Consider the following 22,852-nt stretch of genomic DNA (forward strand, 5'->3'; position numbering starts at 1 on the left):
AGGCGGGGGTTCTAGAATTCATAGAGTAACGTCAGAGACGTCTCGGTATCGGTATTCGCCCGGTCCGCGGGTACGTCGGAGTCGCGCTCGACAATGTATGAAACCTTGAGGGCGAAGGTCTGGCCCACGCTGGCCTGGACCGAGGTTATGGACTGGGAGATGCTCTCGTGGGAATCCATGTTGATCTCAGTACTGGCCTGCTGGCGAAACTCGGCATTGATAGAGAGCGGATAGACCAGGTCCAGTGCCAGGCGGCTGACAAGACCGTCGTTTTCCTCATCGGAGGTTGTCGGAACCTTGTACTCCGTTACGCTATAACCCAGACCCAGGGACAGATCGAGATAGCGTTCACCGCGCTGCCATGCTCTGCGACCGTAGCCAGACACAACGGAGGCACGGTAGTCGAGCGCTGCAAAACGATCTGAATCATAGCGACCGCGTACAAAGGAATAATCGGTCTCGTTAAACTTGAAGTCCGTTTGATTGGACAAATAGTATTTCTGTTCGGTCGTCTCGTCCTCCACCTTTCGGTAGCGTGTCGACGCGCGAATACTGTTACGCCAGGCAGAGCGCTCCTGCTGGAGATAGAGCATGCCTTTCAAGGTTGTGGCGTCGGTATTGCCGGAGTCAATCAGTATGCCGAGTTCGACCTCGCCTTCCCAGACTGACTGACCGCCGGAAAGCAGACCGCCGCTGGCACTCATGGCCATGCCCGGCGCCATCACCAAGAGCATGACGATGAGTATCCTCGCCGTATGCATCAAGCACACTCCTTCCGCCGCGGGACAGACCGCCGTTTGAGACTCTCCGGGAAACTACATTCCGAACAACATCGGTGCGCGTTTACGCCCGCCAACGCTATTGTCCGGTGCTATTGTCCGGTAGTACGCCAGGTATCAGAATCGCATACAGCAACGTAACCAGAGGACTTCCCCTTGGCACGCAAGCAGAACTTTTGTTCCAGGCTGTACGCTCTACTTTCTGGCCACATGCCTGTTTTAAACATGAGTAGCCGTGCTCCAGGTTCAGTCGACTTTCTGCTGATTCTGGTCAGTCTGGTCCTGACCAAACTCGGTGATCTGCTGATCAATCCCAAGACCGTGCTGGCCTGGCTCGGCGCCTCAGCCGGCGTACCTGCGAGCCTGATCGCGTGCCTGGTGCCCATCCGGGAATCAGGCTCGATGGTACCACAATCGGCAATCGGCTCCTGGCTTCGCCGCTTCCCGCTACGGCGCTCCATCTGGGTTTCCGGCAGTGTTGCGCAGGGGCTCTGTGTCGTCGCAATGGCCCTGGCCCTATTGATCCTGGAGGGGCAGCCTGCGGGCCTGGCCCTCGTCTGTCTGCTGTCGGTGTTCAGTATAGCGCGCGCATTCTGCTCGGTTACCATCAAGGACATACAGGGAAAAACGGTCCCAAAGGGACAGCGTGGCCGGCTATCCGGGTGGGCTAGTACCATCGCTGGCGCGGCAACGGCCGTCATTACCGTGATCTTTTTTATGGGCGAGAGAGAGCCAGCGCTTTTGCTCTATGTCACCCTGCTCATGATTGCAGCAGTTGCCTGGTTTTGCGCCGCTACTGCCTTCCATTACGTTCGTGAGCCACCGTCAGCTGTCGACAACGCTCGTTTTAGTGCAGTTGCTGCTTTTAGCAACCTGCATCTGCTCTGGACCGACCCCCTGCTCCGGCGATTCGTGCTGGCCCGCTGCCTGTTCCTCGGGTCGGCATTGGCCGCGCCCTTCTTTACGCTGCTGGCGTTCCAGCAGAGTGAGTCAGCATGGCTGTTCGGTAGCATCATGCTCGCCAGTAGCATTGCCAGCCTCGTTTCAGCCAATTTCTGGGGTCGACTTTCCGACCGCTCGAGCAAGGCCGTTATCCTGAGCGCGGGCACCACCGCCAGCGCAACATGCCTGTTGTTCGGCGGGCTGAATGTTTTTCTGCCTGACCTGATCAGTTCAGCCTGGTTCTATCCGGTCGGTTTTTTCGTGCTCAGCATCGCCCACGCCGGCATCCGGCTTGGGCGTAGCACTTACCTGCTGGACATCGCCGAGGGTAACCAACGCACAGACTACGTCTCGGTTAGCAACACATTCGTCGGGCTGGTGTTATTGCCCGCAGGCGCTGTCACGGCACTGACCTCCATGCTCTCCAGCGGTGCAGTCATCATGCTTCTGGGAACGCTGGCTGCAGCGGGGGTATGGGTCGCACGGGGATTGCCTGACGTAAGCGAAGCGACAAAAGAGACGCCGATTATGACGGCTAGCCGCAAATAAAAAGAGCCGATCAAGTTCGGCTCTTTTCGGGACTCGTCATCTCGGGAAGCAAGCGATTCCAACCGCTATCTGCGGTCGAGCAGCCGGCTTATCAGTGTGCCGGCCGCCGATGCGATCTTACTGAACCCGGTGCACGTTACTCAGTAGCACGGTCGTAGCTTTCTTCCATCTCATCACCGGCGTCGTCGAGTGCTTCTCCCGCACTCTCAGCACCTTCGCTGAGCGTATCCTTGGTCTCTTCGTATGCGGACTCATTGCCAGTCATTTCATCAGCAGCATCGCCCATATCGTCCGCTGCGTCTTCCATCGACTGTTCCGCGTTTTCCATTGGCTCATCCATGTCGTCATTATCGCTACAGCCGACAATAAAGAGCGCGAGGAAGGCGGCAAAAATCAGGCTGCTCAATTTATTCATGTTCAACTCCTCAGGGTCCAAAGGACTTCCGTGTTAATGTTGAGCACAGTGTAAGAGCCAAGCCCAACTGCGACAATGCGCTTACGATTACATCTGCGTAAATTTGGCGACAAAGCCCGAAGAACCCGTCAGTTTGCTCGCTGTTCGTGTCCAGCCAGTGCCTCTTGTTCAGAACCAGCCGTCACGCATCTGCAAGCAGGTATCGTCCTGGTTGCGCAGCAGGACAATATCCTGGGCGACAGTGGGCAACTCCCAGTGAAAGAAGTACTGTGCAGCCTGCAATTTGCCGAGATAGAAGGCTTCATCGGCGGCTCCACACCCGTCCGCAAGCTTCTTGGCCGCGACGTTGGCCTGGCGTAACCACATCCACGCGACGATAATGTGGCCAAGCAGATGCAGGTAGCAGGAGGCGTTGGCCAACGCTTTGTCGGGCCCTTCCTTCATCATCGCACCCGCGAGCACTTGTGTAACCTGGCCCGCCTGTTGCACAGTTTCGCTGAGCGACGAGGCCCACTGCTGGCAGCGTTGATCCGAAGCTGCCTCAAGATCCCTCTGTATCGCCTTTATCAGCAATTGAATGCCTTCACCTTCAGCCTGCCAGACTTTTCTACCCAGCAAATCCATGGCCTGGATACCGTTGGTACCCTCGTGTATCGGATTCAGCCGGTTATCGCGCCAACATTGCTCAACCGGGTATTCCCGCGTATAGCCAGCGCCACCGTATACCTGAATCGCCAGATCGTTGGCCTTGGGCCCGTATTCGGAGGGCCAGGCCTTGATAATGGGTGTCATCAGGTCAAGCAGGTGCTGGGCATCCCGGCGCTGTGCTGCATCAGGGTGGCTGGCGGCATCGTCGACCAAACGCGCGCCATAGAGACAAAGCGCCAGCCCGCCTTCAACGTAACTCTTTTGAGCCAGCAACATGCGCCGGACATCGGTATGCTCGATGATCGGGACCTGGGGCGAAGCTGGATCTTTGCTCGACGGTTTGCGGCCCTGCAGGCGATCTCGGGCATATTCCAGGCTGTGCATATAACCCCTGTAGCCGATCGCCACCGCGCCAAAACCGACACCGAGCCGCGCTTCGTTCATCATATGGAACATGTACCTGAGACCCTGATGAGGTTCGCCGACCAGATACCCATGGCACTCGGCATCGTCACCAAAGCTCAAAGCGGTAGAGGTGGTACCGCGATAGCCCAGTTTGTGGATCAAGCCCGCCAGCGCAACACCGTTGCGGTCCAGCCGGTTGCCTTCGTCGTCCGTCCGGTATTTGGGAACGATGAAAAGCGAAATACCTTTCACCCCTGCCGGAGCACCTTTGATCTTGGCCAGGACCATGTGGACGATGTTCTCCGTGATCTCCTGTTCGCCGCCGGAAATATAAATCTTGGCACCGCGGATCAGGTAGTGGCCCGCTTCCGTCGGCGTTGCGGTCGTGCGGATATCCGAAAGCGAAGAGCCAGCATGGGGCTCGGTCAGCGCCATGGTGCCGCTGTACTGCCCTGTCAGCATGCGAGACAAATACTTCTCCTGCTGCTGGGGCGAACCGAACACGCGCACGAGATTGGACGCTGCGGTTGTCAGGAATGAGTACCCGGCTGTGCCTGCGTTTGCAGCCATGAAGAAGCCTGCGCAAGCTGTCATGATCGATTCGGGCAGTTGCATGCCGCCGACCTCGTAATCATGTCGCCCTGCAATGAAACCCGCCTCCGCCAGCGCCTCAAACGCCACTTTCACGTCGGGGATCATTTCGACCTTGCCGTCGACAAAGCGTGGCTCGTTGCGGTCTGCCTCGGCGTTGTGGGGGGCAAACTTCTCACGGGCGATCCGGTCGGCGGTTTCAATGACGGCCTCGAACGTTTCCGGGCTGTGCTCACTGAAGCGCTCACGGTTACAGAGGGCCGCCGTGTCGAGTACCTCATTGAGCTGGAAGCTGAGGTCGCGGCGGTTGATCAAAACGTCTGTCATAGGATCCTGTCTCTTCAAATAATAAGGTGTCTCGAATACGCCCTGCAGGGCTAAATCGCCGCTGCCACTTCCGTGCCCTGGCGAATAGCGCGCTTGGCATCCAGCTCCGCGGCCACGTCAGCACCACCGATCAGGTGCAGCGTAAAAGGACTGCCCTCCAGCTCGTCATAAAGGGTCCGCAACGGCAACTGTCCGGCACAGAGTATGACATTGTCGACAGCCAGCACCCTCTGCTCATCCGGTTTCCCGTTACGACCACTGACAGTGATGTGCAGGCCCTCGTCGTCAATCCTGTGGTAGCTCGCGCCGGGAACCATTTCTACCTGGCGCTGCTTCAACGCAGCCCGGTGTACCCAGCCCGAGGTCTTGCCCAGGCCCTTGCCCAGCTTGCTGGTCTTGCGCTGAAGCAGGTAAACCTTGCGCGGCGGCGAAGCCGGAACGGGTTCAGCGAGCCCGCCCGGGCCTTCATAAGAGGGGTCGACGCCCCACTCCCGGTACCAGTCCTGCACCGGCATCTGCTGTCCTTCATCGTGAGCGTCGACGTTATGGGTCAGAAACTCTCCCACGTCGAAGCCGATACCGCCCGCGCCAATGATGGCAACGCGTTCACCGACGGGCTTGCGATGGCGCAATACATCCAGATAGCCCAATACTTTTGGGTGGTCGATGCCTTCAATGACCGGCTCACGTGGCCTGACGCCTGTCGCGATAATCACATCGTCGTACGCTTCCCTGCCAAGTTCAGCGGCATCCGCAGGTGTGTTGAGCCGGAGGTCAATACCGAGAAGTTCAATCTGACGCTTGAAGTATCGGAGGGTCTCGAAAAACTCCTCTTTACCGGGGATTCGCTTGGCATAGTTAAACTGGCCACCGATTTCGCTATCGCTCTCGTAGAGCGTCACCTTGTGCCCGCGCTTTGCAGCAGTCGTGGCTGCCGCCAGGCCGGCAGGGCCGGCACCAACCACGGCCACACGGCGAACAATAGGCGCCACCTTCAGGACCAGCTCGGTTTCGTGACAGGCGCGAGGATTAACCAGGCATGAAGCACGTTTGGCCTGAAACACATGATCCAGACAGGCCTGGTTGCAAGCAATGCAGGTGTTGATCTCATCGGCGCGGCCCTGTTCGGCTTTGCGCATGAATTCGGGGTCGGCAAGAAACGGCCGGGCCATGGAGACCATATCGGCATCACCGCGGGCGAGAACGTCCTCAGCCATTTGCGGGTCGTTGATCCGGTTGGTCGTGATGATGGGGATGCTTACTTCACCACGGAACTTTGCGGTAACCCCGACAAATGCTCCCCGGGGCACGGAGGTAACGATGGTCGGCACTCTCGCCTCATGCCAGCCAATGCCGGTGTTAATGAGCGTCGCGCCGGCGCGTTCGATGGCTTTGCCCAGCGTCACGATCTGATCCCACGTCTGGCCATCTTCCACCAGGTCCAACATGGACAGACGATAGATAATAATGAATTCCGGCCCTACCGCTTTGCGGATACGCGAAACAATCTCGACCGGGAGCTGCATCCTGTTCTCAAAAGAGCCGCCCCACTTGTCCTTGCGTTTGTTGGTACGGGCGCAGAGAAACTGATTGATCAGGTAGCCTTCCGAGCCCATAACCTCAACACCGTCGTAGCCCGCTGTTTTGGCGTAGCGCGCAGCGCTGACGAAGTCTTCAATTTGCCGCTCAACGCCCCGGGTCGACAACTGGCGTGGCGTGAAGGGGTTGATCGGTGCCTTGATAGCGGATGCAGAAACACTGAAGGGATGGTAGCTGTAGCGACCGGCGTGCAGAAGCTGCAGCGCGATCTTGCCGCCGGCCTCGTGAACAGCGCCGGTCACGTGCCGGTGCAACCTGGCGGTGACGCCGTTGTTCATGGTGGACGCCAGTGGCGCTAACTGGCCGACCATATTGGGGGAAAAACCGCCCGTGACCATCAGCGCAACGCCGCCCTCGGCGCGCTCGGCGAAGTACTGTGAGAGTTTGTGCAGGTTCCAGAAGCGGTCTTCCAGTCCAGTATGCATGGACCCCATGAGCGCCCGATTCTTCAGCTCAGTAAAGCCCAGATCCAGGGGGGCCAGCAGGTGTGGATAGACGTTGCTCATTTCGGATTCCAGATCGGTTGAGAGGGTATTTGGGGCCATTAAGGAACGTAAGAAGCCGCACGTTTCGGACGAGGCCCCTGCAGACAACAGATTGATTATCGCACCAGACATGCGCCAGCAGTTTGCGATGTTAGCATACTGTATCTCCCCACTTACGAGGACAGCTCAATGCCCGAACGCGTCACTGTATCCATAGAGAACCAGATTGCCATCGTCACCCTGAACCGGCCCGAAAAGTACAACGGCCTGGACATGCCGATGTTCGAAGGCATCACAGCGGCGGCGAAGCAATTGCGTAAGGACCGCACAGTCCGGGCAATTATTCTGAAGGGCGAGGGTAAGGCGTTCTGCAGCGGCCTGGATGTGAAAACAGTGTCAGCCAATCCGTTGAATTTCGCACGCCTGCTAATCAAGCCAGGCCGCAAGATCTCGAACCTGGCTCAGGACGTCGGCTATTTATGGCGCGAAGTACCGGCCCCGGTTATCGCCGTTACCCACGGCGTCTGTTTCGGTGGAGGTTTCCAGATCGCCCTGGGCGCGGATTTCAGATTTTCCACCGCCGACTGCGAGTTCTCGATCATGGAATCGAAGTGGGGGCTGATACCTGATATGAGCCTGACCGTGACGCTGCGCGAACTGACGCGGATCGATGTTGCGAAAGAGCTGACCATGACCGGCCGGCGGTTCGACGGCCGCGAAGCCGAAAAGCTGGGCCTCGTCACCCGCGTTTGCCAGGACCCAATGGCGGAAGCTCTGGCTTTTGCGGAAGAGCTCAAAGGACGCTCACCCGATGCGGTCGCGGCGAGCAAGCTGCTGTTTAATCGGGCCTGGGCTGCAGATGACAAGACCGCACTGGGCTGGGAAACCAAACTGCAGAAGAAAGTGATCGGCCGGTACAATCAGCGCGCCGCTGTCGCTCGCAACGGCGAGGACAAAGATAAACCTTACCGGGACCGTCGCGGGTTCTGAAGCCCGAACCGGGAAAAGAGCCGGGGCCAGGACCAGCCAGCCCCGTGATCAGAGCGCGGCAATGATGAAAATAAGCGACAACGCGCCCAGGCCAGCCAGGACCCAGACCCATGGACTAAGGCCCTTGCCGGTCTCGTCGGGCTTTATCTGGCTTTGGGTGTAGTTGCGCAACAACGCTACATTGCGCGTATTGGCCTTGAACGCAAAGTCGAGGGCATCCCCGGCAATTGGCACCAGGCCCACCAGGAAATCCAAACCTACGTTGACGCCCATGCGTCGCACGACCGAAGCCGGCGCTCCGATCTTCAGTGCTTCGCCAATAAGATAGAGCGAAAGCACTGTCGTAATGGCATCACCGGCGACCGGTATCAACCCCACCAGTCCGTCAAAGCCGAAACGCAGCCGGGTCCCCGGCAAGCGAAAGCGGTTGTCCATGGCGCTTGAGAATCGATCAATACGGGTAAGCAACGCTTCGTGGCGCGCACGGTCAGCCTCACTCATGCTCTTGGGCGACTGCACATGCGTTGAATGCGTTGGAGACGGGTCGTCCATGAGAATCTCCTGTAAGGTTTCGCCCGGTGCTTTGTCGAACCGTCTATAGAGGCTCACGATAAATAGAGGGCTCTCTATAAAACCCTCTATAGAGCCCTCTTTAGAACTCTGTATCACACTATCGAATGCCACAGCTGCCGAACACCGCAGCCTGGCAAGCCGGTACCGGGAGGTTAACGCTAGCATTCTGCGCCAGCCATCTCTACCCCGAACGAGCGCCTTGTTAATCTATTCATCAGTTGTGCTAAAATTCGCGCCAGTTCGATATCCCGGTTTCAACAGCCGGGAAAGATTCCGAAATATCGCTGACCCAACGGCGGGTCTGCTGGCTGTCTCAACAGCCGCTCATCCGCCGGAACCGGTTCGACTAAAGCAGAACCTCGACTGGCCAACCCGGCCAGCACTTCAGCGGCGCTATCCACCGGAACACAGGACGCACACATGGAGATATTGCCAGCAGATCAGGCAGGGAGCATGCCGAGTATGGGCGCTATTTGCCAACTGGCGGCCAGCAATATTGCCATCCTGCGCCGCTCGCCGTTTTTCCCCGACCCACCATACTGATACGCTACCTGACTTTATCCGCTGAGCCCGGTTCAGCCGCGCTTGGCCGGAGAACCGGTGCGCTCATGCGCAAGCCTCGTTAGTAGGCAGTGACCTGAGTATCCATTGGTGGTGTTGCTACCCGGGACGGAGACCGCGCCCTTCATGACGCTAGCCCTTATCGTTTTTCTGCCATTTCTGACGGCTATCCTGCCGCCCCTGGCCAGGCCCGCAGGGCGCAGTCTCTGCGCATTCGCGGCCGGTGTTGGCCCGATTGCCAGCCTCGTATTGGCCCTGAACCATCTTGATACCGTGCTCAGCGGCGGACTCGTTCAGCAGAGCTGGTCCTGGATTCCGGGCCTGGGTATGGACCTGGCGTTTCGCCTTGACGGCCTCAGCATGATGTTTGTCATTCTGATTCTCGGCATCGGGCTGCTGGTTATTCTCTACGCTCGCTACTACCTGTCCGCAAAGGAAAATAACGGCCGCTTTTATGCCCTGCTATTGATATTCATGGGGGCCATGCTGGGCATAGTGACGGCAGATAACCTGCTGATGCTGATCGTTTTCTGGGAAGCGACGAGTATATCCTCATTCCTCCTGATTGGTTTCTGGTCCCACAAAACTGACGCACGCAAAGGCGCCAGGATGGCGCTTGCGATCACCGGCGGAGGCGGCCTGGCCCTGATGGCCGCAGTACTGCTCATGGGCCACGTGGTCGGGAGTTATGCACTAGGCGATGTGCTCGCCGCCGGCGACCAGATCCGTGCCCATGCCCTCTACCCCCTGATACTGGTGCTTTTTCTGCTAGGCGTGTTTACCAAGTCCGCCCAGTTTCCGTTCCATTTCTGGCTGCCCCACGCCATGGCCGCACCCACGCCGGTGTCGGCATACCTGCACTCGGCCACGATGGTCAAGGCCGGCATATTTCTGCTGGCGCGGTTCTACCCGGCACTCTCAGGCACAGAACTCTGGTTCTACATTGTTACGTTCACGGGTGCGACGACTTTGTTGGTGGGCGCCTACATCGCGCTGTTCAAGCACGACATCAAGGCGCTGCTGGCTTACTCCACCATCAGTCATCTGGGTCTGATCACCTTTCTTTTCGGGCTCGACACGCGCCTTGCCACGGTTGCTGCGGTTTTCCACATCATCAACCACGCCATATTCAAGGCATCACTGTTTATGGCTGCAGGCATTATCGACCACGAGACCGGCACCCGGGACATGCGGCAGATTAACGGGCTGTGGCGTTTCATGCCTCACACGACGTTCCTTGCACTGGTAGCGGCCTCTTCAATGGCCGGTGTTCCCTTGCTCAACGGTTTTCTCAGCAAGGAGATGTTTTTTGCTGAGACGCTCGAGAGCGACCTTTTGGGCGGCTTCAGCTGGACACTACCGGTGATAGCGACGCTCGCCGGGGTTTTTTCCGTCGCTTACTCAATCCGCTTCGCCCACGACGTATTCTTCAACGGCAGACCCAATAACCTGCCAAAGTATCCACCCCACGAACCGCCCCGGTACATGAAAATCCCGGTGGAGATTCTGGCAGCGCTCTGTCTCGTGGTGGGGGTCCTCCCCGCCTGGTCGATCGGGCCAATACTGGCGTCAGCTGCGGCAAGTACCCTGGGGGGCGCTCTACCGGACTATAGCCTCGCCATAGTCCACGGCTTCAATCTACCGCTATTGATGAGTGCCACTGCGTTGTCCGGTGGACTGGTGGTCTATCTGATGCGTCACAAGCTCTTCGCCATCCATGACAGCTGGCCGGAAATTGACGAGAAAGTCATCTTCGACAACGCGGTACGTACCTTAGCGGGTTGGTCGGGGCGGGCCATACGCTTGCTCGAGAATGGCTCCCTGCAGCGTTACAATCTTCTGCTTTTGCTTTCTGTGCTGGCCGTGGGGTTAACTGCCCTGTGGCCCATGGATTTCAGCTCACTTTGGGCGCGGGACCTGGCGCCCGTTGACCCGGGCACCGCAGTCGGTGCAGGGATTCTGATCGTTACATCTATACTCACTGCGGCGATTCACCGCCGGCGCCTGTTTGCACTGGTCGCGCTGGGCACTGCCGGGCTGATGGTAGCACTCGGATTTGCCCGCTTTTCGGCTCCAGACCTGGCCATGACGCAATTATCCGTAGAGGTTGTAACCGTCGTACTACTGATGCTCGCGCTCTTTTTCCTGCCCCAGTCTTCACCCGCCGAGACACCGTTGCTGCACCGGGCGAGGGATCTGGCGATCGCCGCCGCATCCGGTATAGGCATGACGTTTCTCACCTGGACAATACTGACCCAGCCTTATAGCACTATCGCCGACTTCTTTCTGGAGCAGAGCGTTCCCGCCGGCGGCGGCACCAACGTGGTCAACGTCATTCTGGTGGACTTCCGCGGCTTCGACACCCTGGGCGAAATCACTGTACTGGCCATTGCAGCGCTTGGGGTTTTTGCCATGCTTGACGGCTTGAAAATCCGCGCACCTTCGCGTGACTATACCGGCCATCGCTGGTCCAGCGACCCCTTCCCCATCATGCTGCAGCAACTGTCGCGGCCGTTGCTGCCGATGGCTTTGCTAGTCGCCATCTTTGTTCTGTTCAGAGGCCACCAGCTACCGGGCGGCGGCTTCATCGCCGGTCTGATAACAGCTGTCGCGCTGATTTTGCAGTACGTCGCCAACGGCGTGAACTGGACGCAGGAACGCATGCCGGTGGCCTACCGCCCCGTCATCGCGACGGGCCTGACGCTGGCCGTAGGCACCGGCGTGGGCAGCTGGTTTTTTGGTGCGCCGTTCCTGACTTCGTGGCACGGGTATGTGCACATTCCCCTATTGGGCAAGACAGAACTGGCCACGGCGATGGTCTTCGACATCGGCGTCTATCTCACCGTTGTCGGCGCGACGCTGCTCATACTGGCCAAGCTGGGGCGCCTGTCGACTATCGATGAAACCGGCCAGGAGGTTAGCTGACATGGAACTGCTGTTTTCGATAGTGCTGGGCTGCCTGACCACATCGGGGGTGTATCTCATGCTCCGGGGCCGTACCTTTCCGGTTGTAGTGGGATTGACGCTGCTCTCCTACGCTATCAATTACTTTCTGTTCGCCATGGGCCGGCTGCATACAGATAAAGCGCCCATAATCGGCACCAGCGAAAGCTACGCTGACCCTCTGCCTCAGGCCCTGGTACTCACGGCTATCGTTATCAGCTTCGCCATGACGGCGTTTAGCCTGATTCTCGCCCTTCGTCTGCGCGCCGACAGCGGCACCGACCACGCCGATGGTCGGGAGGACGATGCATGAGGGACCACCTGTTGATACTGCCAGTGGTGCTGCCGCTGGTAACGGCAATCGTTCTGCTCTTTGCCGCGCGCCGCAGCACCTGGCTCCACCGCGGTATCGGTCTTGGCTCAACCGCTCTTCTGGTTGGCATTAGCCTTTGGCTGGTGGCGATCGCCGGCGATGGTGGCCACGAAGTCTATGTGCTCGGGGATTGGTCGCCGCCGTTCGGTATCGTGCTGGTGCTGGATCGCCTCAGCGCCGCGATGATGGCGGTCATGTCGGTACTGGCGCTTTTCTCGCTGCTGTACGCCTCCGGCGGAGAAGATCGCGGCCCGTATTTCCCCGCCCTTTTCCAGTTCCAGCTAATGGGGCTCAGCGGGGCCTTCCTCACGGGCGACCTGTTCAATCTGTTCGTGTTTTTTGAGGTCTTGCTGATAGCCTCTTACTCACTGCTGATGAACAGCGGCGGCCTGGCCCGAAGCCGCGCCGGGTTTCACTATGTTGTCCTGAATCTGGTGGGGTCGCTGCTGTTCCTGCTCGGGGCAGGCATCCTCTATGGCGCCTCAGGGACGCTCAACATGGCCGATCTCGCCGTGCAGGTCAGCCAGGCAACTCCGGCGAACCAGGCACTGTTGGCTGCTGGTGGCCTGGTGCTCCTGGTCGTTTTCGGATTGAAGGCGGCACTGCTGCCGCTCTTGTTCTGGTTACCCCGGACTTACAGCGCGGCGTCCCCCGCTGTGGCTGCGTTGTTTGCGGTGATGACCAAAGTCGGCGTTTACGCGATGCTGCGCACTTTCCCCCTGGTCTACGGGCCGCTTGCGGGGGATCTCGAAGGGCTGGTGTGGGACTGGCTCTGGCCCCTGAGCCTGGCCACCATGGTACTGGCACTGATCGGAACGCTGGGCGCACAGACCTTGAGCACCCTGGTAAGCTGGCAGATCGTGCTCTCGATGGGCACGCTGATGACGATAATGTCTCTGGGACAGGCCCATGCCTACGGCGCTCTGATTTTTTACCTGATCCATACTACCTGGATCACCGGTGGGCTTTTCCTGGTCGCAGGACTGGTCAAATCCCAACGGGGCACTGCCGGTGATGTGCTCAGTGCGGCACCGAAAATGCAAAGCAGCACCGCGATCTCTGTGCTCTTCCTGATTGGCGCGATGGGCGTGGCTGGCCTTCCGCCCATGAGTGGTTTTCCAGCCAAACTTGCGCTGCTGCAAAGCACGGGGCTGAGTGACGGCTGGACCTGGATCTGGGCACTCGTCGTTGGTGGCGGGCTGATATCCCTGATTGCTCTCAGCCGGGCTGCTACCCACCTCTTCTGGGGACATTCCGAAGGCCAGTTTAACGAGAAGCGTAAGCTCCATCCCTGTTGCTACATCGGCGCCATGGCGCTGGTGCTTGCTAGCCCGCTTTTATCTCTGGGGGCTCAGCCTGCGCTGGACTTCACCCGGGCGGCGGGAGAGCAGCTTGCGGCGCCACAGTTTTACATCGACGCGGTGCTGGGCCGGGAATCGGTCTCCGCCCTGCCTGCACCGGTGGAGGGGCGAGTGCCATGACTATGACAAGGAGATTACTTCCCAGGCCGCGCCTGAGTCTGTTCCTGTTTCTGATCTGGCTGCTGCTTTCGAATAGCGTGTCAGCGTCGTCGGTTTTTTTCGGCGCGCTTCTGGGCTGGTTGATACCAATGCTTAGCCATCGGTTCTGGCCGGATCATACTCATTCAGCGCACCCGCTTCTGATGGCGCGTTACCTTATGGTGGTGCTGATGGATATCGCCGTGGCAAATCTCAATGTGGCCCGCCTGATACTGGGATCGCCGAAAAAACTCCGGCCGGCATTCGTGACCTATCCCCTGGAGTTGGACAATGATTTCGCTATCACGGTGCTCGCCAGTACGATATCGCTGACGCCGGGTACGGTATCCTCTCAGATTAGTGACGACCGACGGTATCTGCTGATACATGCGCTCGACATGGACTCCGAAGAAGAACTGATCCGGGGAATAAAGCGGCGTTACGAAAAACCCCTGATGGAGATTTTTCAATGATCACCTGGGCCATCAATATTGGGCTTGCGCTCACCTCGCTGGCACTGCTGCTGAATCTCTACCGCTTGGTCATCGGCCCCGACACGCCCAACCGGATACTGGCGCTCGATACCATGTATATCAACGCTATCGCCACTATCATCCTGCTCGGCATGAAGCTGCAGTCCACTCTCCTGTTCGAAGCGGCACTGCTTATTGCAGTCATGGGCTTCGTTGGGACAGTGGCCATGTCCAAGTTTCTCACCCGCGGCGATATTATCGAATAAGGGCCCTGCCATGGATCAACTATTACAAGCTCTCGTCGCGCTGGCAATCATCGTAGGCGCCGGGTTTACGCTTATCGGTTCGGTCGGCCTGGCACGCTTGCCTGACTTCTACATGCGGCTCCACGCCCCGACCAAAGCTACGACTCTTGGTGTCGGCGCCATCCTGTTCGGGTCGGTCCTGTACACAATGGTAACGCTCGGCTCGTTCAGTCTGCACGAGATCCTGATTACAGTTTTTCTCTTCTTTACCGCCCCCGTCAGCGCTCACATGATGATCAGGTCCGCCCTACATCTGGAGCTCAAGCAGAGCAGTGCCACCCGAGGTAAACCCTGGCCCCATGGACGGCCGGGCGAGCGCTAGAAGTGCCTCGGCTGAAATGCTGACTCCCGTTACCACTGCCCTTAAGCCCCGCCTTACTGAGACCGGACCCGAGGGTTGCATTGCTGGAGCGCCGCCACGAAACGCGACCCGTCTTCCGGCGAGATCGCAACAACGAGATCCCCAAATTGCAACACCAGCGCTTGGCCCGGATCAGTAACCCATGCTCGGAAGGGTCCCCTGGCCGGATGCTTGAACAATCCCATGAAACCGAAGAAGCCGGAATTGCCGAGAACGCTACGGGCCTGTTGCATCAGCATTGGGTCCGACTGGACCGATTGAAGGTGGGACAGGTCAAACCGGGTATTCCACAATAACCGCTCAATAACGAGTTCGCCTTTTTCTACCCGGTAACCACGCACAGCAAAGAGAGCTGCAGCGACGACAATAAAGACGGGTAACAGTCCGCCCCAGAAGTGCATACTGGCAGGGCCATGCGCCTGGATCACCGGCCAGAGAAATGCGGTCAGTGTCAGGCAGACCAGCGAAATGAGTACCGTGACCAGGCGCAGCGTGCGGTCCCAGGGCGCGGCGAACAGATTTTCTGTCTTGGGCATAGCGATGTACCTTTACTGAGACGCCGGGTCAACGGCCCCGGACCCTCTGACGACCTTCACAACCAGCGCGCCACTCGGCTCCAGCCGGATATAAAGCCGCTGCCCCGCTTCAAGTGACGGAACCGTTGCCTCAGGCATAGCCAGTGGCAACCCCGCTTTCAGGAGCAACTGAACAGATACCGGCGTGGCTTCCTCGGTGTTAAGAGAAATAAGCGCTGACTGGCCAGACACAACGCCAGGCCACTCCGTTTCACCGTCGCCTTTCTGTACGAGAATGTGTTCTATGGTTCGCCCTGACTGATTGTCCACCTCGATTAACATTGGCGCCGGGGACTGGCCCAGACCATAAGCGATCAGTATCAGGATGAGACCAACAACCCCAGCGATAAAAACCGGTCGCATCAAGCGAGACTTCGCAGCTTCACCGATAATTCAGCCCTACCCCTATTATGTTGTCGGATAAATTTACAGATCGGCAATGTAATAAAACAGCCCGCGAGCGCAACCCGATGTCGACTAACGAAAAACTAGGAATGGCACCTATATTGCTATCCATTAACCATCCGCAATATCACGTGTTTAATGGAGTAGTACACAAATGTCTTTCATAAGAAAACTCATTCTAGCAGCCGCTGCAAGCGTAACCTCAAGCTTGGCCTTTGCTCTGCCTGTGACGCTCAACGCACTGGACGCTAACTGGACTGGCCACACAGGCGGTGCCAACGTTCAGTATCTTGACAGCGACTACAACGGTTCGCAGGACAAGATAATCTGGGGCGACCATCGGGGCTGGAGCGGCTACCGTTTCAAGAACAGTAATCTGCCGGCGGTCGTTAACACCGGCGAAACCTTCGTTCTCGGCGAGTTTACGCACTGGAATAACGACATAACGTCTAACACCGCTATTTCCTCTGCAGAACTGACCCTGAGCACCGAGTTGGACATCCTGGGTACCAGCCTTACCGATGGCCCCTACAATTTCACCTTTGGCCATGACGAAACACTGAATGGTCACCACGGCCAGAAATGCGGCTGGTTCATTTTCTGGCACTGCAAAAACGTGTTCTACGAATATGATGTCGATGACATCGTGACGCTTGAAAATGTTGTTACCAGTCAGAGCTTCCAGATCGACAACTACATTTTTTCCATGGAAATACTGGGCTTTACCGGTTACCAGTCCCAGTTCTACACCCCGGAAAACAAGAAAACCTCCGCTAACATTCTGGCCCGCCTGAACGTGATTGAAATAGTCAGCGTTCCTGAGCCCGGTACCCTTGCCCTGTTTGGCCTCGCACTCGTGGGCCTGGGCGTCAGTCGCCGACTGCGTAGCTAAGTCCTGAGCCCGGGGCGCGACACTGCGCCCCGGGTTTCCTCGCACAACCCTCTGCCTTGCTGTCTCATTGCTTCTCTCCTAGCGTAAGATGCGGGATTTACCACTCCGCATGCTTAAGCAGATTCAGATGCCTGCCTACACTATAAAGATTCTTGATACCCTGAGCCCCGTTTACCCTGCCACCTGGAACACTATCAGCGGCACGCACAATCCGTTCACCCGTTTCGAGTTTCTGCATGCGCTGGAAACCGAAGGCTGCACGACGTCAGCCCAGGGATGGCAACCTCATCACCTGGCTTTCACCGACGCGGCCGGATCAACCGTTGCCCTCTTACCCGCCTATATAAAGACGCACTCCATGGGTGAGTACGTGTTCGACTGGGGCTGGGCAGATGCCTATCAACGCCACGGTCTGGCCTATTATCCCAAGCTGCTCAGTGCTGTGCCCTTTACCCCATCCATCGGCCCGCGACTACTCTATCCCCCGGGCTCGGACCCGGCGACCGTGATGCAACTTCACCACGACGCCGCGCAGGCACTGACCTCTGAAGCGATCAATATGCAGGCCTCGTCCTGGCACCTGTTGTTTGCAAACGAGGACAGCGTCTCTCTTCTCGGCGGAGAAGAGAACGTGATGGTGCGCTCGGGCTGCCAGTTCCGTTGGAAAAACAACGGCTACAGCATCTTTGAAGATTTCACCGACGCGCTGGTGTCGCGCAAGCGCAAGATGATACGCAAGGAAAGAAAAGCGATCGCCGACCAGGGCATCAGTTTCCGCCACTTGCCGGGCACCGACATTACCCAGGCTGATCTCGACACTTTCTTCGTGTTTTACCAGGCCACGTATCTGAAACGAGGCCAGGCGCCCTACCTTACCCGGGGCTTTTTCCAGAGAATCTGTGAAACCATGCCCGAACAGTTGCATCTGGTCATCGCGGAACACAATGGCAACGATGTCGCCGCCGCACTTTTCTTTGTCAACGAGGACACCCTGTTTGGCCGCTACTGGGGTTGCCTGGAAGAATACGACCGGCTCCACTTCGAGACCTGCTACTACCAGGGCATTGAGCTGTGCATTAGCCGCAACCTGAGGGACTTTGACGCGGGCGCCCAAGGCGAGCATAAAATTCTCCGCGGCTTCGAACCGATCATTACCCGCTCCTGCCACTGGATCGCCCACCCTTCGTTCCGCGCTGCCATTGCCGGGTTTCTTGAGTCTGAGACTCAGAACGTCGTGGCTTACGCCGATGAAGCCCGGTCCCTCCTGCCCTATCGCGACTACTGATAAACCGGTGAAATAGCCAGGCTCAATCCCGGCTGATCACCAAGCCAGCGGCTCCGGCAAAGTCCCGCAGCGCCTCGAATGCCGCATCAGGTACGGTCAGGGTTACGTTTACCTGTGAGCCGTATTCCACCGCATCGACATGCGCCCCATTCTGATCGGCCCAGTGCCGGAGAGGCTGCTCCTGGGCGAAATCAAGCGCTATTGAGCAGGTGGATTCTGGGGCATGCTCCACAATCTCCAGTTGCGCGAGCACTTTCTCTGTAACGCCGGCGTAGGCGCGAACCAGCCCGCCCGCGCCAAGTTTGGTACCGCCAAAGTAGCGAATGACGATGACCATGATATCGCCGATGCCTTTGTGGTGGATCACGTTGAGGATCGGTTTCCCGGCCGTGCCGGAGGGTTCGCCATCGTCGCCCATAGCCGCACTGGTCGCTGCCCCGGGTTTGCCTATGACATAAGCGAAACAATGGTGGCGGGCGTCGGGGAAATCCGTCCGCGCCCGAGCCAGCTCACTCATTGCGGTTTCGCGTCCACCAACAGGCACGGCACGGGCTATAAACCGGCTCTTTTTGATGATGATCTCGGTTTCGGCCGAGCCCGCAGGCACAGGATAAGTCTGAGACATCGATCTCTCATTGGCAGCAAATGCGCGTAGTCTACTATCCGCGAATTCGCGGACCCCTCCGTTTCTCGTGCCGCTATTATACCGGCCATACCGAACAGCGCTCCTGCTTGTGGCAACGCACTGGAACGATCTCGGGGTAGTCGGTTTTCGCACCCGGTAAGTAGATTCCACGAGTCGCCACAGGCGGTTCGCAGAGGCAAGGCTCCCGAACCCTTTGGGAGCAACGAAAGCGTGGGTACGCGTCTGTTGGCTACACGGCCCCAACAACTTATATCGCAGTTTTCGTTAGGTTGCTTCCCAAGGTCATGATACACTCCGTTCCGCGTTGTCTTACCTCCCCGCGCTCCGTCAGCTAACGACGGCAGCCGCTTGTTCAAGGTCAGTCTCCGCACGCTCATCGCGGACTGTATGATTCCAAGGCCTTTCCCGATCAGCTTTACCCCTTACCGGTATCCGACCGGAACTCCTATACGCCTTGGTACATACAGAGAGAAACGCATGTCGTTTGAATCACTCGACCTGCGCGCCGAATTGCTGCGCGCCGTACAAGATCAGAAGTACACGACTCCTACAGATATTCAGTCTCAGGCCATTCCCATTGTCATGGCAGGCCGGGACCTCATGGCCAGTGCCCAGACCGGCACCGGCAAAACCGCAGCCTTTACCCTGCCCCTGCTACACCGTCTGGCTGAGAAGCCGGTTAACGGCAAGCGCCAGGTGCGGGCACTGATCCTGACGCCAACCCGCGAACTTGCCCAGCAGGTCACAGACAACGTGGTCGCCTACAGCCGTCACCTGCGCATTCACAGCGCCGCAATCTACGGCGGTACCAGCATAGTCGGCCAGATGCGTAAGCTCGCCCGTGGGGTTGATATTCTGGTCGCCACACCCGGCCGCCTGATCGACCATATGGATCGCGGCACCGTAGACCTGAGCCAGGTAGAAATGCTGGTTCTGGACGAAGCGGACCGTATGCTCGACATGGGTTTCATGCCCGCCATCGAGCGTATCCTCAAGTCCGTGCCGGCGCAGCGTCAGACCCTGCTTTTCTCGGCGACCTTCTCCCCAACCATTACCCGGTTGGCCCAACGCTTCCTGAAGAACCCTGAAACCGTCACGACGGCCAAGGCCAACTCTACAGCTGATTCGATCACGCAGGTTGCCTATCGGGTGGATGGCAACCGCAAGCGCGAACTGCTGACGCACCTGATCGGTACCAATAACTGGGCACAGGTCCTGGTGTTCACCCGCACAAAGCACGGGGCAGACCGGTTGGCGCGCCAACTGGAAGAGGACGGCATATCCTCAGCAGCTATCCACGGTAATAAAAGCCAGGGAGCACGCACCAAGGCTCTGGCCCAGTTCAAGCGCAAAACGGTCAAGGCGCTGGTTGCCACAGACGTTGCCGCTCGCGGTATCGATATCGACAACCTGCCGTTCGTGGTCAACTTTGACATGCCACAGAACCCGGAAGACTACGTCCACCGTATTGGCCGGACCGGTCGCGGTGGCCAGGAAGGTAACGCTGTGTCGCTGGTCTCTGGGGAAGAGAACGGCCAGTTGGCGGGCGTACGTCGCCTTGTTGGCTCCGAGCTTGGTGCCGAGATCGTAGAGGGCTTCGAGCCAACTCAGCGTGCGCGTCCCAAGCCCAGCAGTGATCGTCCTCGGGCAGCCCGGCCGCCACGCCGTCCCCATGGGTCAGATCGGCCTGCCAGTAAGCATGGCCGTCCAGGCGATCGGCCTGCGCATGCGAAGGTCACCCATAAGCCACGGGCACCGCGCACGGCTAATCGCTAATCATTGACCGGCAGTTGCTGGAATAACGAAAAGGGTAGCTCTCAGGAGCTACCCTTTTTCAATTGCAGCAGGGCAAGGTCCGGCTAAACCAGGTCGGATGCCCTACCTCAGCCACCGGCGCGTTTGACCTTCCAACCGCTGGCTTCCAGCAGGGGGATTAGCGCATCGCGATGGTCTCCCTGTATCTCAATAACACCGTCTTTGACCGTCCCGCCGCTACCACAACGCGCTTTCAGCTTCTTCGCCAGTTGAGATAACGCTTCGCCGGCTAGCGGCACCCCGGTAATCAGTGTGACGCCCTTGCCTTTTCTGCCTTTGGTTTCCCTGCTGACCCGCACGATGCCATCACCTGCCGTCACAGTCGCCGTACGGGAACAGCGGCAGTCTCCGACAGCCCTCTGGCAGCCCGGGCATGTGCGCCCCAGCTCGGTGGAATAGACCAGTCCGCCCTGCTTTTTTGTCATCTCTCGCCTTTCTGATATCGCCGGTTGATGCCGCGTTGACGCCACATATTCAGCCCGGATTCAGTGTCTGGCGACACTGGCCGGGCGACATTTCCTTCACCGAGCCGCCCTTCTCGATCAAATGCTGGTCGAAGAACCCAGCGTTAGTCTCCAGGGCGGACCAGTAGCGTACGCCCGGTGAATAGGTCGGGCAATCCCGGCCAACCTCACGACAGGGCGCCATTGTCTGCACCGCAAGAATTTCGCCGTCACGTCCCAGATAGGCAATATCCAGAGGGATAAGCGTTCCCTTCATCCAGAAACCCTGGTTGGCCGCCCGCTCGTCGTCATACAGAAAAAGCATGCCATGAGCTGGCTCAAGATGTTTCCGCCCCATCAGTCCGATCCGGCGCTCGCTCCACGAACGTGCAACTTCCGCATGGACGGGCACGGCACTTCCCTGGCTCATCACACATAAATCGATCGTCGTGAGCCCTGACTGTGCTTCAGGGGCCGCTGACAGGCCAGGAGACTTACAGGCCGCCAGCAATATCAACACCACCAGGCTTGAACCAATCCGGAGCGACTTCACTCGCCCATCGCCTCTCTCAGACGCGCTTTTGTTTCGATCCATTTGCTCATATAGCGTGTGCTCTGGTGAAAGTGATGGCGCATCATCGCGCCGGTGAAATCAGCGGCGCGTATTTCCTGCAGGTGCTGATGGCTCTGTTGAATTTTTTCGATCAGTTTCGGTTGATGCTCCAGAGCGTTGAAACGCTGCCTTAACAACGTTGCGCCGTCGAGCTGCGCCTGCCGCCAGCGGCCGGGGTCACGATAGAGCGCGACGGCCTCAGCCACGAATTCATCCGCTTGTCCGGCTACGGCGCCCGGCCAGGATAGACCCACTGCTGCCATCCCCTCCGAGCCTATAGGCGTGGTCACGCTGGGCGTACCCGCGGTCATGGCATCAGCCAGTTTACCTTTGATGCCTGCGCCGAACCGCAGCGGCGCCAGACAGACCCTCGACCGGGCCAGTACGGCATGAGCATCCGCGGCCCAACCTTTAACCAGGAACCCATCACGGTGGCTATGCAATGCCGTTGCTTTCGGCGGAGGATAGGCCCCATAAACATGAAGTTCGGCTTCGGGCAATGCCGCCCTTATGGAAGGCCAGAGTCTTTCTCTCAACCACAGGACAGCGTCCCAGTTGGGTGCGTGCCTGAAGTTTCCGATACTGATGAAGTGCCGGCGTTGATCAAAAGCCGGCAGAGACACTTCGGCTGCCGTTAGCATGAACGGACAATAGTGAAGTTTGCCCGGCGGGATGTTGAACAACTCCACGAGCAACGCGACCTCGATATCTGAAATCATCAGCGTGAGATCGCAGCGCTGAATAGAGGCAACTTCACGCAGAGTGATTTCTTCCGCGGCCATTTGCTTAAACAAGCTGAAAGGCGCCGCAGCCAGCAACCGGGCCACCGCTGCGTCGCGGCTGGGCTGAGAAGACGCGTTTTTCAGCCCGGCCTGGAGCGCAATCTGCCGGGCCTTACGCAAGCTGTGCAGATCCTCAGTATCCAGAACCCTCAGCGCGGCCGGACAGGCCGCCGCAACGCGCCATCCGAACTGTTCTTCGACCATGAAACGGTCAAAGACGACAATATCCGGCTGTGTTTCTGCCACAAAGGCGTCGAAACAGTCGCTGTTAAGCGCGATAGTCCGGCACGCAACGCCCAGGCTTGCCAGGTCGGCCTGGCGCTCAGTCGCCTGGGCCGGGCTAGCGAAAGCGACCTGCCAGCCGGCAAGGCAGAAGGATTCGATTAGCCCCAACATACGCCCGCCCGCTGCTGACGAACAAGGCTCCGGCCACACTAACCCGATTATCAGCACCTGCACTTCGCGTCTCCAGATTGGGCTCAAATGGTCCGGCACAATTGTACCGGCAACGGCGGGCTATCGCTGGCTAAAAAACCAAGGTTAAGCCCCCGCCGATTGGCGCCGTCTCAGCAGCGCTC

Annotated in this window: 23 protein-coding genes; 12 read left to right on the forward strand and 11 right to left on the reverse strand. The window is 58.4% G+C overall.

Annotated features, from left to right (window positions below; translation table 11 throughout):
• Positions 1 to 11: 11 nt before the first annotated feature.
• Complete coding sequence (locus tag soil367_RS12410) at positions 12 to 761, reverse strand: DUF481 domain-containing protein (RefSeq protein WP_136549391.1); 750 nt, start codon at positions 759 to 761, stop codon at positions 12 to 14.
• A gap of 243 nt (positions 762 to 1,004) precedes the next feature.
• Between soil367_RS12410 and soil367_RS12415 the strand changes: the two genes are divergently transcribed.
• On the forward strand, positions 1,005 to 2,270 hold the full coding sequence (locus soil367_RS12415) for an MFS transporter (protein ID WP_136549392.1): 1,266 nt from the start codon (positions 1,005 to 1,007) through the stop codon (positions 2,268 to 2,270).
• Positions 2,271 to 2,406: 136 nt separating this feature from the next.
• On the opposite strand, the gene soil367_RS12420 is transcribed toward soil367_RS12415, so the two are convergent.
• The 3 genes from soil367_RS12420 to soil367_RS12430 all read right to left on the reverse strand — a co-directional run bounded on the left by soil367_RS12420 (position 2,407) and on the right by soil367_RS12430 (position 6,761).
• On the reverse strand, positions 2,407 to 2,685 hold the full coding sequence (locus tag soil367_RS12420) for a hypothetical protein (RefSeq protein WP_136549393.1): 279 nt from the start codon (positions 2,683 to 2,685) through the stop codon (positions 2,407 to 2,409).
• A 168-nt stretch (positions 2,686 to 2,853) separates the two neighbouring features.
• Positions 2,854 to 4,656: an acyl-CoA dehydrogenase gene (locus soil367_RS12425; RefSeq protein WP_136549394.1), complete on the reverse strand. Its 1,803-nt coding sequence runs from the start codon at positions 4,654 to 4,656 to the stop codon at positions 2,854 to 2,856.
• Between the two features lie 50 nt (positions 4,657 to 4,706).
• Positions 4,707 to 6,761: an NADPH-dependent 2,4-dienoyl-CoA reductase gene (locus soil367_RS12430; RefSeq protein WP_136549395.1), complete on the reverse strand. Its 2,055-nt coding sequence runs from the start codon at positions 6,759 to 6,761 to the stop codon at positions 4,707 to 4,709.
• A 168-nt stretch (positions 6,762 to 6,929) separates the two neighbouring features.
• Here soil367_RS12430 and soil367_RS12435 point away from each other — a divergent pair, with 168 nt between their 5' ends.
• Positions 6,930 to 7,730, forward strand: coding sequence for a crotonase/enoyl-CoA hydratase family protein (locus soil367_RS12435; protein ID WP_136549396.1), 801 nt, complete (start codon positions 6,930 to 6,932; stop codon positions 7,728 to 7,730).
• A 48-nt stretch (positions 7,731 to 7,778) separates the two neighbouring features.
• Here the strand turns inward: soil367_RS12435 and soil367_RS12440 are convergent, their stop codons facing one another.
• A complete protein-coding gene (locus tag soil367_RS12440) occupies positions 7,779 to 8,282 on the reverse strand; it encodes a DUF4112 domain-containing protein (protein ID WP_172962339.1) in 504 nt (167 codons plus the stop codon).
• Between the two features lie 441 nt (positions 8,283 to 8,723).
• Between soil367_RS12440 and soil367_RS19130 the strand changes: the two genes are divergently transcribed.
• From soil367_RS19130 to soil367_RS12470, 7 genes are all read left to right on the forward strand, one after another.
• Positions 8,724 to 8,846, forward strand: a complete 123-nt coding sequence (locus soil367_RS19130; RefSeq protein ID WP_281283907.1) for a hypothetical protein — start codon at positions 8,724 to 8,726, stop codon at positions 8,844 to 8,846.
• Between the two features lie 144 nt (positions 8,847 to 8,990).
• Complete coding sequence (locus tag soil367_RS12445) at positions 8,991 to 11,789, forward strand: monovalent cation/H+ antiporter subunit A (RefSeq protein WP_136549398.1); 2,799 nt, start codon at positions 8,991 to 8,993, stop codon at positions 11,787 to 11,789.
• A 1-nt stretch (position 11,790) separates the two neighbouring features.
• Positions 11,791 to 12,120, forward strand: a complete 330-nt coding sequence (locus tag soil367_RS12450) for a Na+/H+ antiporter subunit C (protein WP_136549399.1) — start codon at positions 11,791 to 11,793, stop codon at positions 12,118 to 12,120.
• Positions 12,117 to 13,661 carry a monovalent cation/H+ antiporter subunit D gene (locus soil367_RS12455; RefSeq protein WP_136549400.1) on the forward strand — a complete coding sequence of 515 codons (1,545 nt, stop codon included), beginning with the start codon at positions 12,117 to 12,119 and terminating at the stop codon, positions 13,659 to 13,661. The genes soil367_RS12450 and soil367_RS12455 overlap by 4 nt, the downstream gene beginning before the upstream one ends.
• A complete protein-coding gene (locus soil367_RS12460) occupies positions 13,658 to 14,152 on the forward strand; it encodes a Na+/H+ antiporter subunit E (RefSeq protein ID WP_246065287.1) in 495 nt (164 codons plus the stop codon). Before soil367_RS12455 ends, soil367_RS12460 begins: the two co-directional genes overlap by 4 nt.
• Entirely contained in the window at positions 14,149 to 14,418 is a 270-nt protein-coding gene (locus soil367_RS12465) for a K+/H+ antiporter subunit F (RefSeq protein WP_136549401.1), read from the forward strand. The genes soil367_RS12460 and soil367_RS12465 overlap by 4 nt, the downstream gene beginning before the upstream one ends.
• Before the next feature lie 10 nt (positions 14,419 to 14,428).
• Positions 14,429 to 14,779 (forward strand): Na+/H+ antiporter subunit G, encoded by a 351-nt coding sequence (locus soil367_RS12470; RefSeq protein WP_136549402.1) that lies wholly within the window; start codon positions 14,429 to 14,431, stop codon positions 14,777 to 14,779.
• A gap of 53 nt (positions 14,780 to 14,832) precedes the next feature.
• Here the strand turns inward: soil367_RS12470 and soil367_RS12475 are convergent, their stop codons facing one another.
• Together soil367_RS12475 and soil367_RS12480 are read right to left on the reverse strand one after the other, a co-directional pair.
• The gene (locus tag soil367_RS12475) at positions 14,833 to 15,354 is read right to left on the reverse strand and encodes a PH domain-containing protein (RefSeq protein WP_136549403.1); all 522 of its coding nucleotides are present in this window, start codon (positions 15,352 to 15,354) and stop codon (positions 14,833 to 14,835) included.
• Between the two features lie 12 nt (positions 15,355 to 15,366).
• Positions 15,367 to 15,756 (reverse strand): hypothetical protein, encoded by a 390-nt coding sequence (locus soil367_RS12480; protein WP_136549404.1) that lies wholly within the window; start codon positions 15,754 to 15,756, stop codon positions 15,367 to 15,369.
• A 196-nt stretch (positions 15,757 to 15,952) separates the two neighbouring features.
• Here soil367_RS12480 and soil367_RS12485 point away from each other — a divergent pair, with 196 nt between their 5' ends.
• Positions 15,953 to 16,690, forward strand: a complete 738-nt coding sequence (locus soil367_RS12485) for a THxN family PEP-CTERM protein (RefSeq protein ID WP_136549405.1) — start codon at positions 15,953 to 15,955, stop codon at positions 16,688 to 16,690.
• A 109-nt stretch (positions 16,691 to 16,799) separates the two neighbouring features.
• A complete protein-coding gene (locus soil367_RS12490; RefSeq protein WP_246065289.1) occupies positions 16,800 to 17,975 on the forward strand; it encodes a GNAT family N-acetyltransferase in 1,176 nt (391 codons plus the stop codon).
• A 22-nt stretch (positions 17,976 to 17,997) separates the two neighbouring features.
• On the opposite strand, the gene soil367_RS12495 is transcribed toward soil367_RS12490, so the two are convergent.
• Positions 17,998 to 18,600, reverse strand: a complete 603-nt coding sequence (locus soil367_RS12495) for an IMPACT family protein (protein WP_136549406.1) — start codon at positions 18,598 to 18,600, stop codon at positions 17,998 to 18,000.
• Positions 18,601 to 19,098: 498 nt separating this feature from the next.
• On the opposite strand from soil367_RS12495, the gene soil367_RS12500 reads away from it, so the two are divergent.
• A complete protein-coding gene (locus soil367_RS12500) occupies positions 19,099 to 20,397 on the forward strand; it encodes a DEAD/DEAH box helicase (protein ID WP_136549407.1) in 1,299 nt (432 codons plus the stop codon).
• A 107-nt stretch (positions 20,398 to 20,504) separates the two neighbouring features.
• Here the strand turns inward: soil367_RS12500 and soil367_RS12505 are convergent, their stop codons facing one another.
• From soil367_RS12505 to soil367_RS12515, 3 genes are read right to left on the reverse strand one after another with little or no spacing between them, the layout of a single operon-like run.
• Positions 20,505 to 20,861 (reverse strand): translation initiation factor Sui1, encoded by a 357-nt coding sequence (locus soil367_RS12505; RefSeq protein WP_136549408.1) that lies wholly within the window; start codon positions 20,859 to 20,861, stop codon positions 20,505 to 20,507.
• Positions 20,862 to 20,910: 49 nt separating this feature from the next.
• Positions 20,911 to 21,432, reverse strand: coding sequence for a DUF192 domain-containing protein (locus tag soil367_RS12510; protein ID WP_246065291.1), 522 nt, complete (start codon positions 21,430 to 21,432; stop codon positions 20,911 to 20,913).
• Positions 21,429 to 22,670, reverse strand: a complete 1,242-nt coding sequence (locus tag soil367_RS12515; RefSeq protein ID WP_136549410.1) for a glycosyltransferase family 4 protein — start codon at positions 22,668 to 22,670, stop codon at positions 21,429 to 21,431. The genes soil367_RS12510 and soil367_RS12515 overlap by 4 nt, the downstream gene beginning before the upstream one ends.
• Positions 22,671 to 22,852 lie beyond the last annotated feature (182 nt).

This window comes from Hydrocarboniclastica marina (genome assembly GCF_004851605.1).
GTDB classification, from domain to species: Bacteria; Pseudomonadota; Gammaproteobacteria; order Pseudomonadales; family Oleiphilaceae; genus Hydrocarboniclastica; species Hydrocarboniclastica marina.

Bases quoted from the DNA above. Each gene is read 5' to 3' on its own strand.
- soil367_RS12410 (WP_136549391.1), bottom strand. From the start codon at position 761: ATGCATACGGCGAGGATACTCATCGTCATGCTCTTGGTGATGGCGCCG.
- soil367_RS12415 (WP_136549392.1), top strand. From the start codon at position 1,005: ATGAGTAGCCGTGCTCCAGGTTCAGTCGACTTTCTGCTGATTCTGGTC.
- soil367_RS12420 (WP_136549393.1), bottom strand. From the start codon at position 2,685: ATGAATAAATTGAGCAGCCTGATTTTTGCCGCCTTCCTCGCGCTCTTT.
- soil367_RS12425 (WP_136549394.1), bottom strand. From the start codon at position 4,656: ATGACAGACGTTTTGATCAACCGCCGCGACCTCAGCTTCCAGCTCAAT.
- soil367_RS12430 (WP_136549395.1), bottom strand. From the start codon at position 6,761: ATGAGCAACGTCTATCCACACCTGCTGGCCCCCCTGGATCTGGGCTTT.
- soil367_RS12435 (WP_136549396.1), top strand. From the start codon at position 6,930: ATGCCCGAACGCGTCACTGTATCCATAGAGAACCAGATTGCCATCGTC.
- soil367_RS12440 (WP_172962339.1), bottom strand. From the start codon at position 8,282: ATGGACGACCCGTCTCCAACGCATTCAACGCATGTGCAGTCGCCCAAG.
- soil367_RS19130 (WP_281283907.1), top strand. From the start codon at position 8,724: ATGGAGATATTGCCAGCAGATCAGGCAGGGAGCATGCCGAGTATGGGC.
- soil367_RS12445 (WP_136549398.1), top strand. From the start codon at position 8,991: ATGACGCTAGCCCTTATCGTTTTTCTGCCATTTCTGACGGCTATCCTG.
- soil367_RS12450 (WP_136549399.1), top strand. From the start codon at position 11,791: ATGGAACTGCTGTTTTCGATAGTGCTGGGCTGCCTGACCACATCGGGG.
- soil367_RS12455 (WP_136549400.1), top strand. From the start codon at position 12,117: ATGAGGGACCACCTGTTGATACTGCCAGTGGTGCTGCCGCTGGTAACG.
- soil367_RS12460 (WP_246065287.1), top strand. From the start codon at position 13,658: ATGACTATGACAAGGAGATTACTTCCCAGGCCGCGCCTGAGTCTGTTC.
- soil367_RS12465 (WP_136549401.1), top strand. From the start codon at position 14,149: ATGATCACCTGGGCCATCAATATTGGGCTTGCGCTCACCTCGCTGGCA.
- soil367_RS12470 (WP_136549402.1), top strand. From the start codon at position 14,429: ATGGATCAACTATTACAAGCTCTCGTCGCGCTGGCAATCATCGTAGGC.
- soil367_RS12475 (WP_136549403.1), bottom strand. From the start codon at position 15,354: ATGCCCAAGACAGAAAATCTGTTCGCCGCGCCCTGGGACCGCACGCTG.
- soil367_RS12480 (WP_136549404.1), bottom strand. From the start codon at position 15,756: ATGCGACCGGTTTTTATCGCTGGGGTTGTTGGTCTCATCCTGATACTG.
- soil367_RS12485 (WP_136549405.1), top strand. From the start codon at position 15,953: ATGTCTTTCATAAGAAAACTCATTCTAGCAGCCGCTGCAAGCGTAACC.
- soil367_RS12490 (WP_246065289.1), top strand. From the start codon at position 16,800: ATGCTTAAGCAGATTCAGATGCCTGCCTACACTATAAAGATTCTTGAT.
- soil367_RS12495 (WP_136549406.1), bottom strand. From the start codon at position 18,600: ATGTCTCAGACTTATCCTGTGCCTGCGGGCTCGGCCGAAACCGAGATC.
- soil367_RS12500 (WP_136549407.1), top strand. From the start codon at position 19,099: ATGTCGTTTGAATCACTCGACCTGCGCGCCGAATTGCTGCGCGCCGTA.
- soil367_RS12505 (WP_136549408.1), bottom strand. From the start codon at position 20,861: ATGACAAAAAAGCAGGGCGGACTGGTCTATTCCACCGAGCTGGGGCGC.
- soil367_RS12515 (WP_136549410.1), bottom strand. From the start codon at position 22,670: ATGTTGGGGCTAATCGAATCCTTCTGCCTTGCCGGCTGGCAGGTCGCT.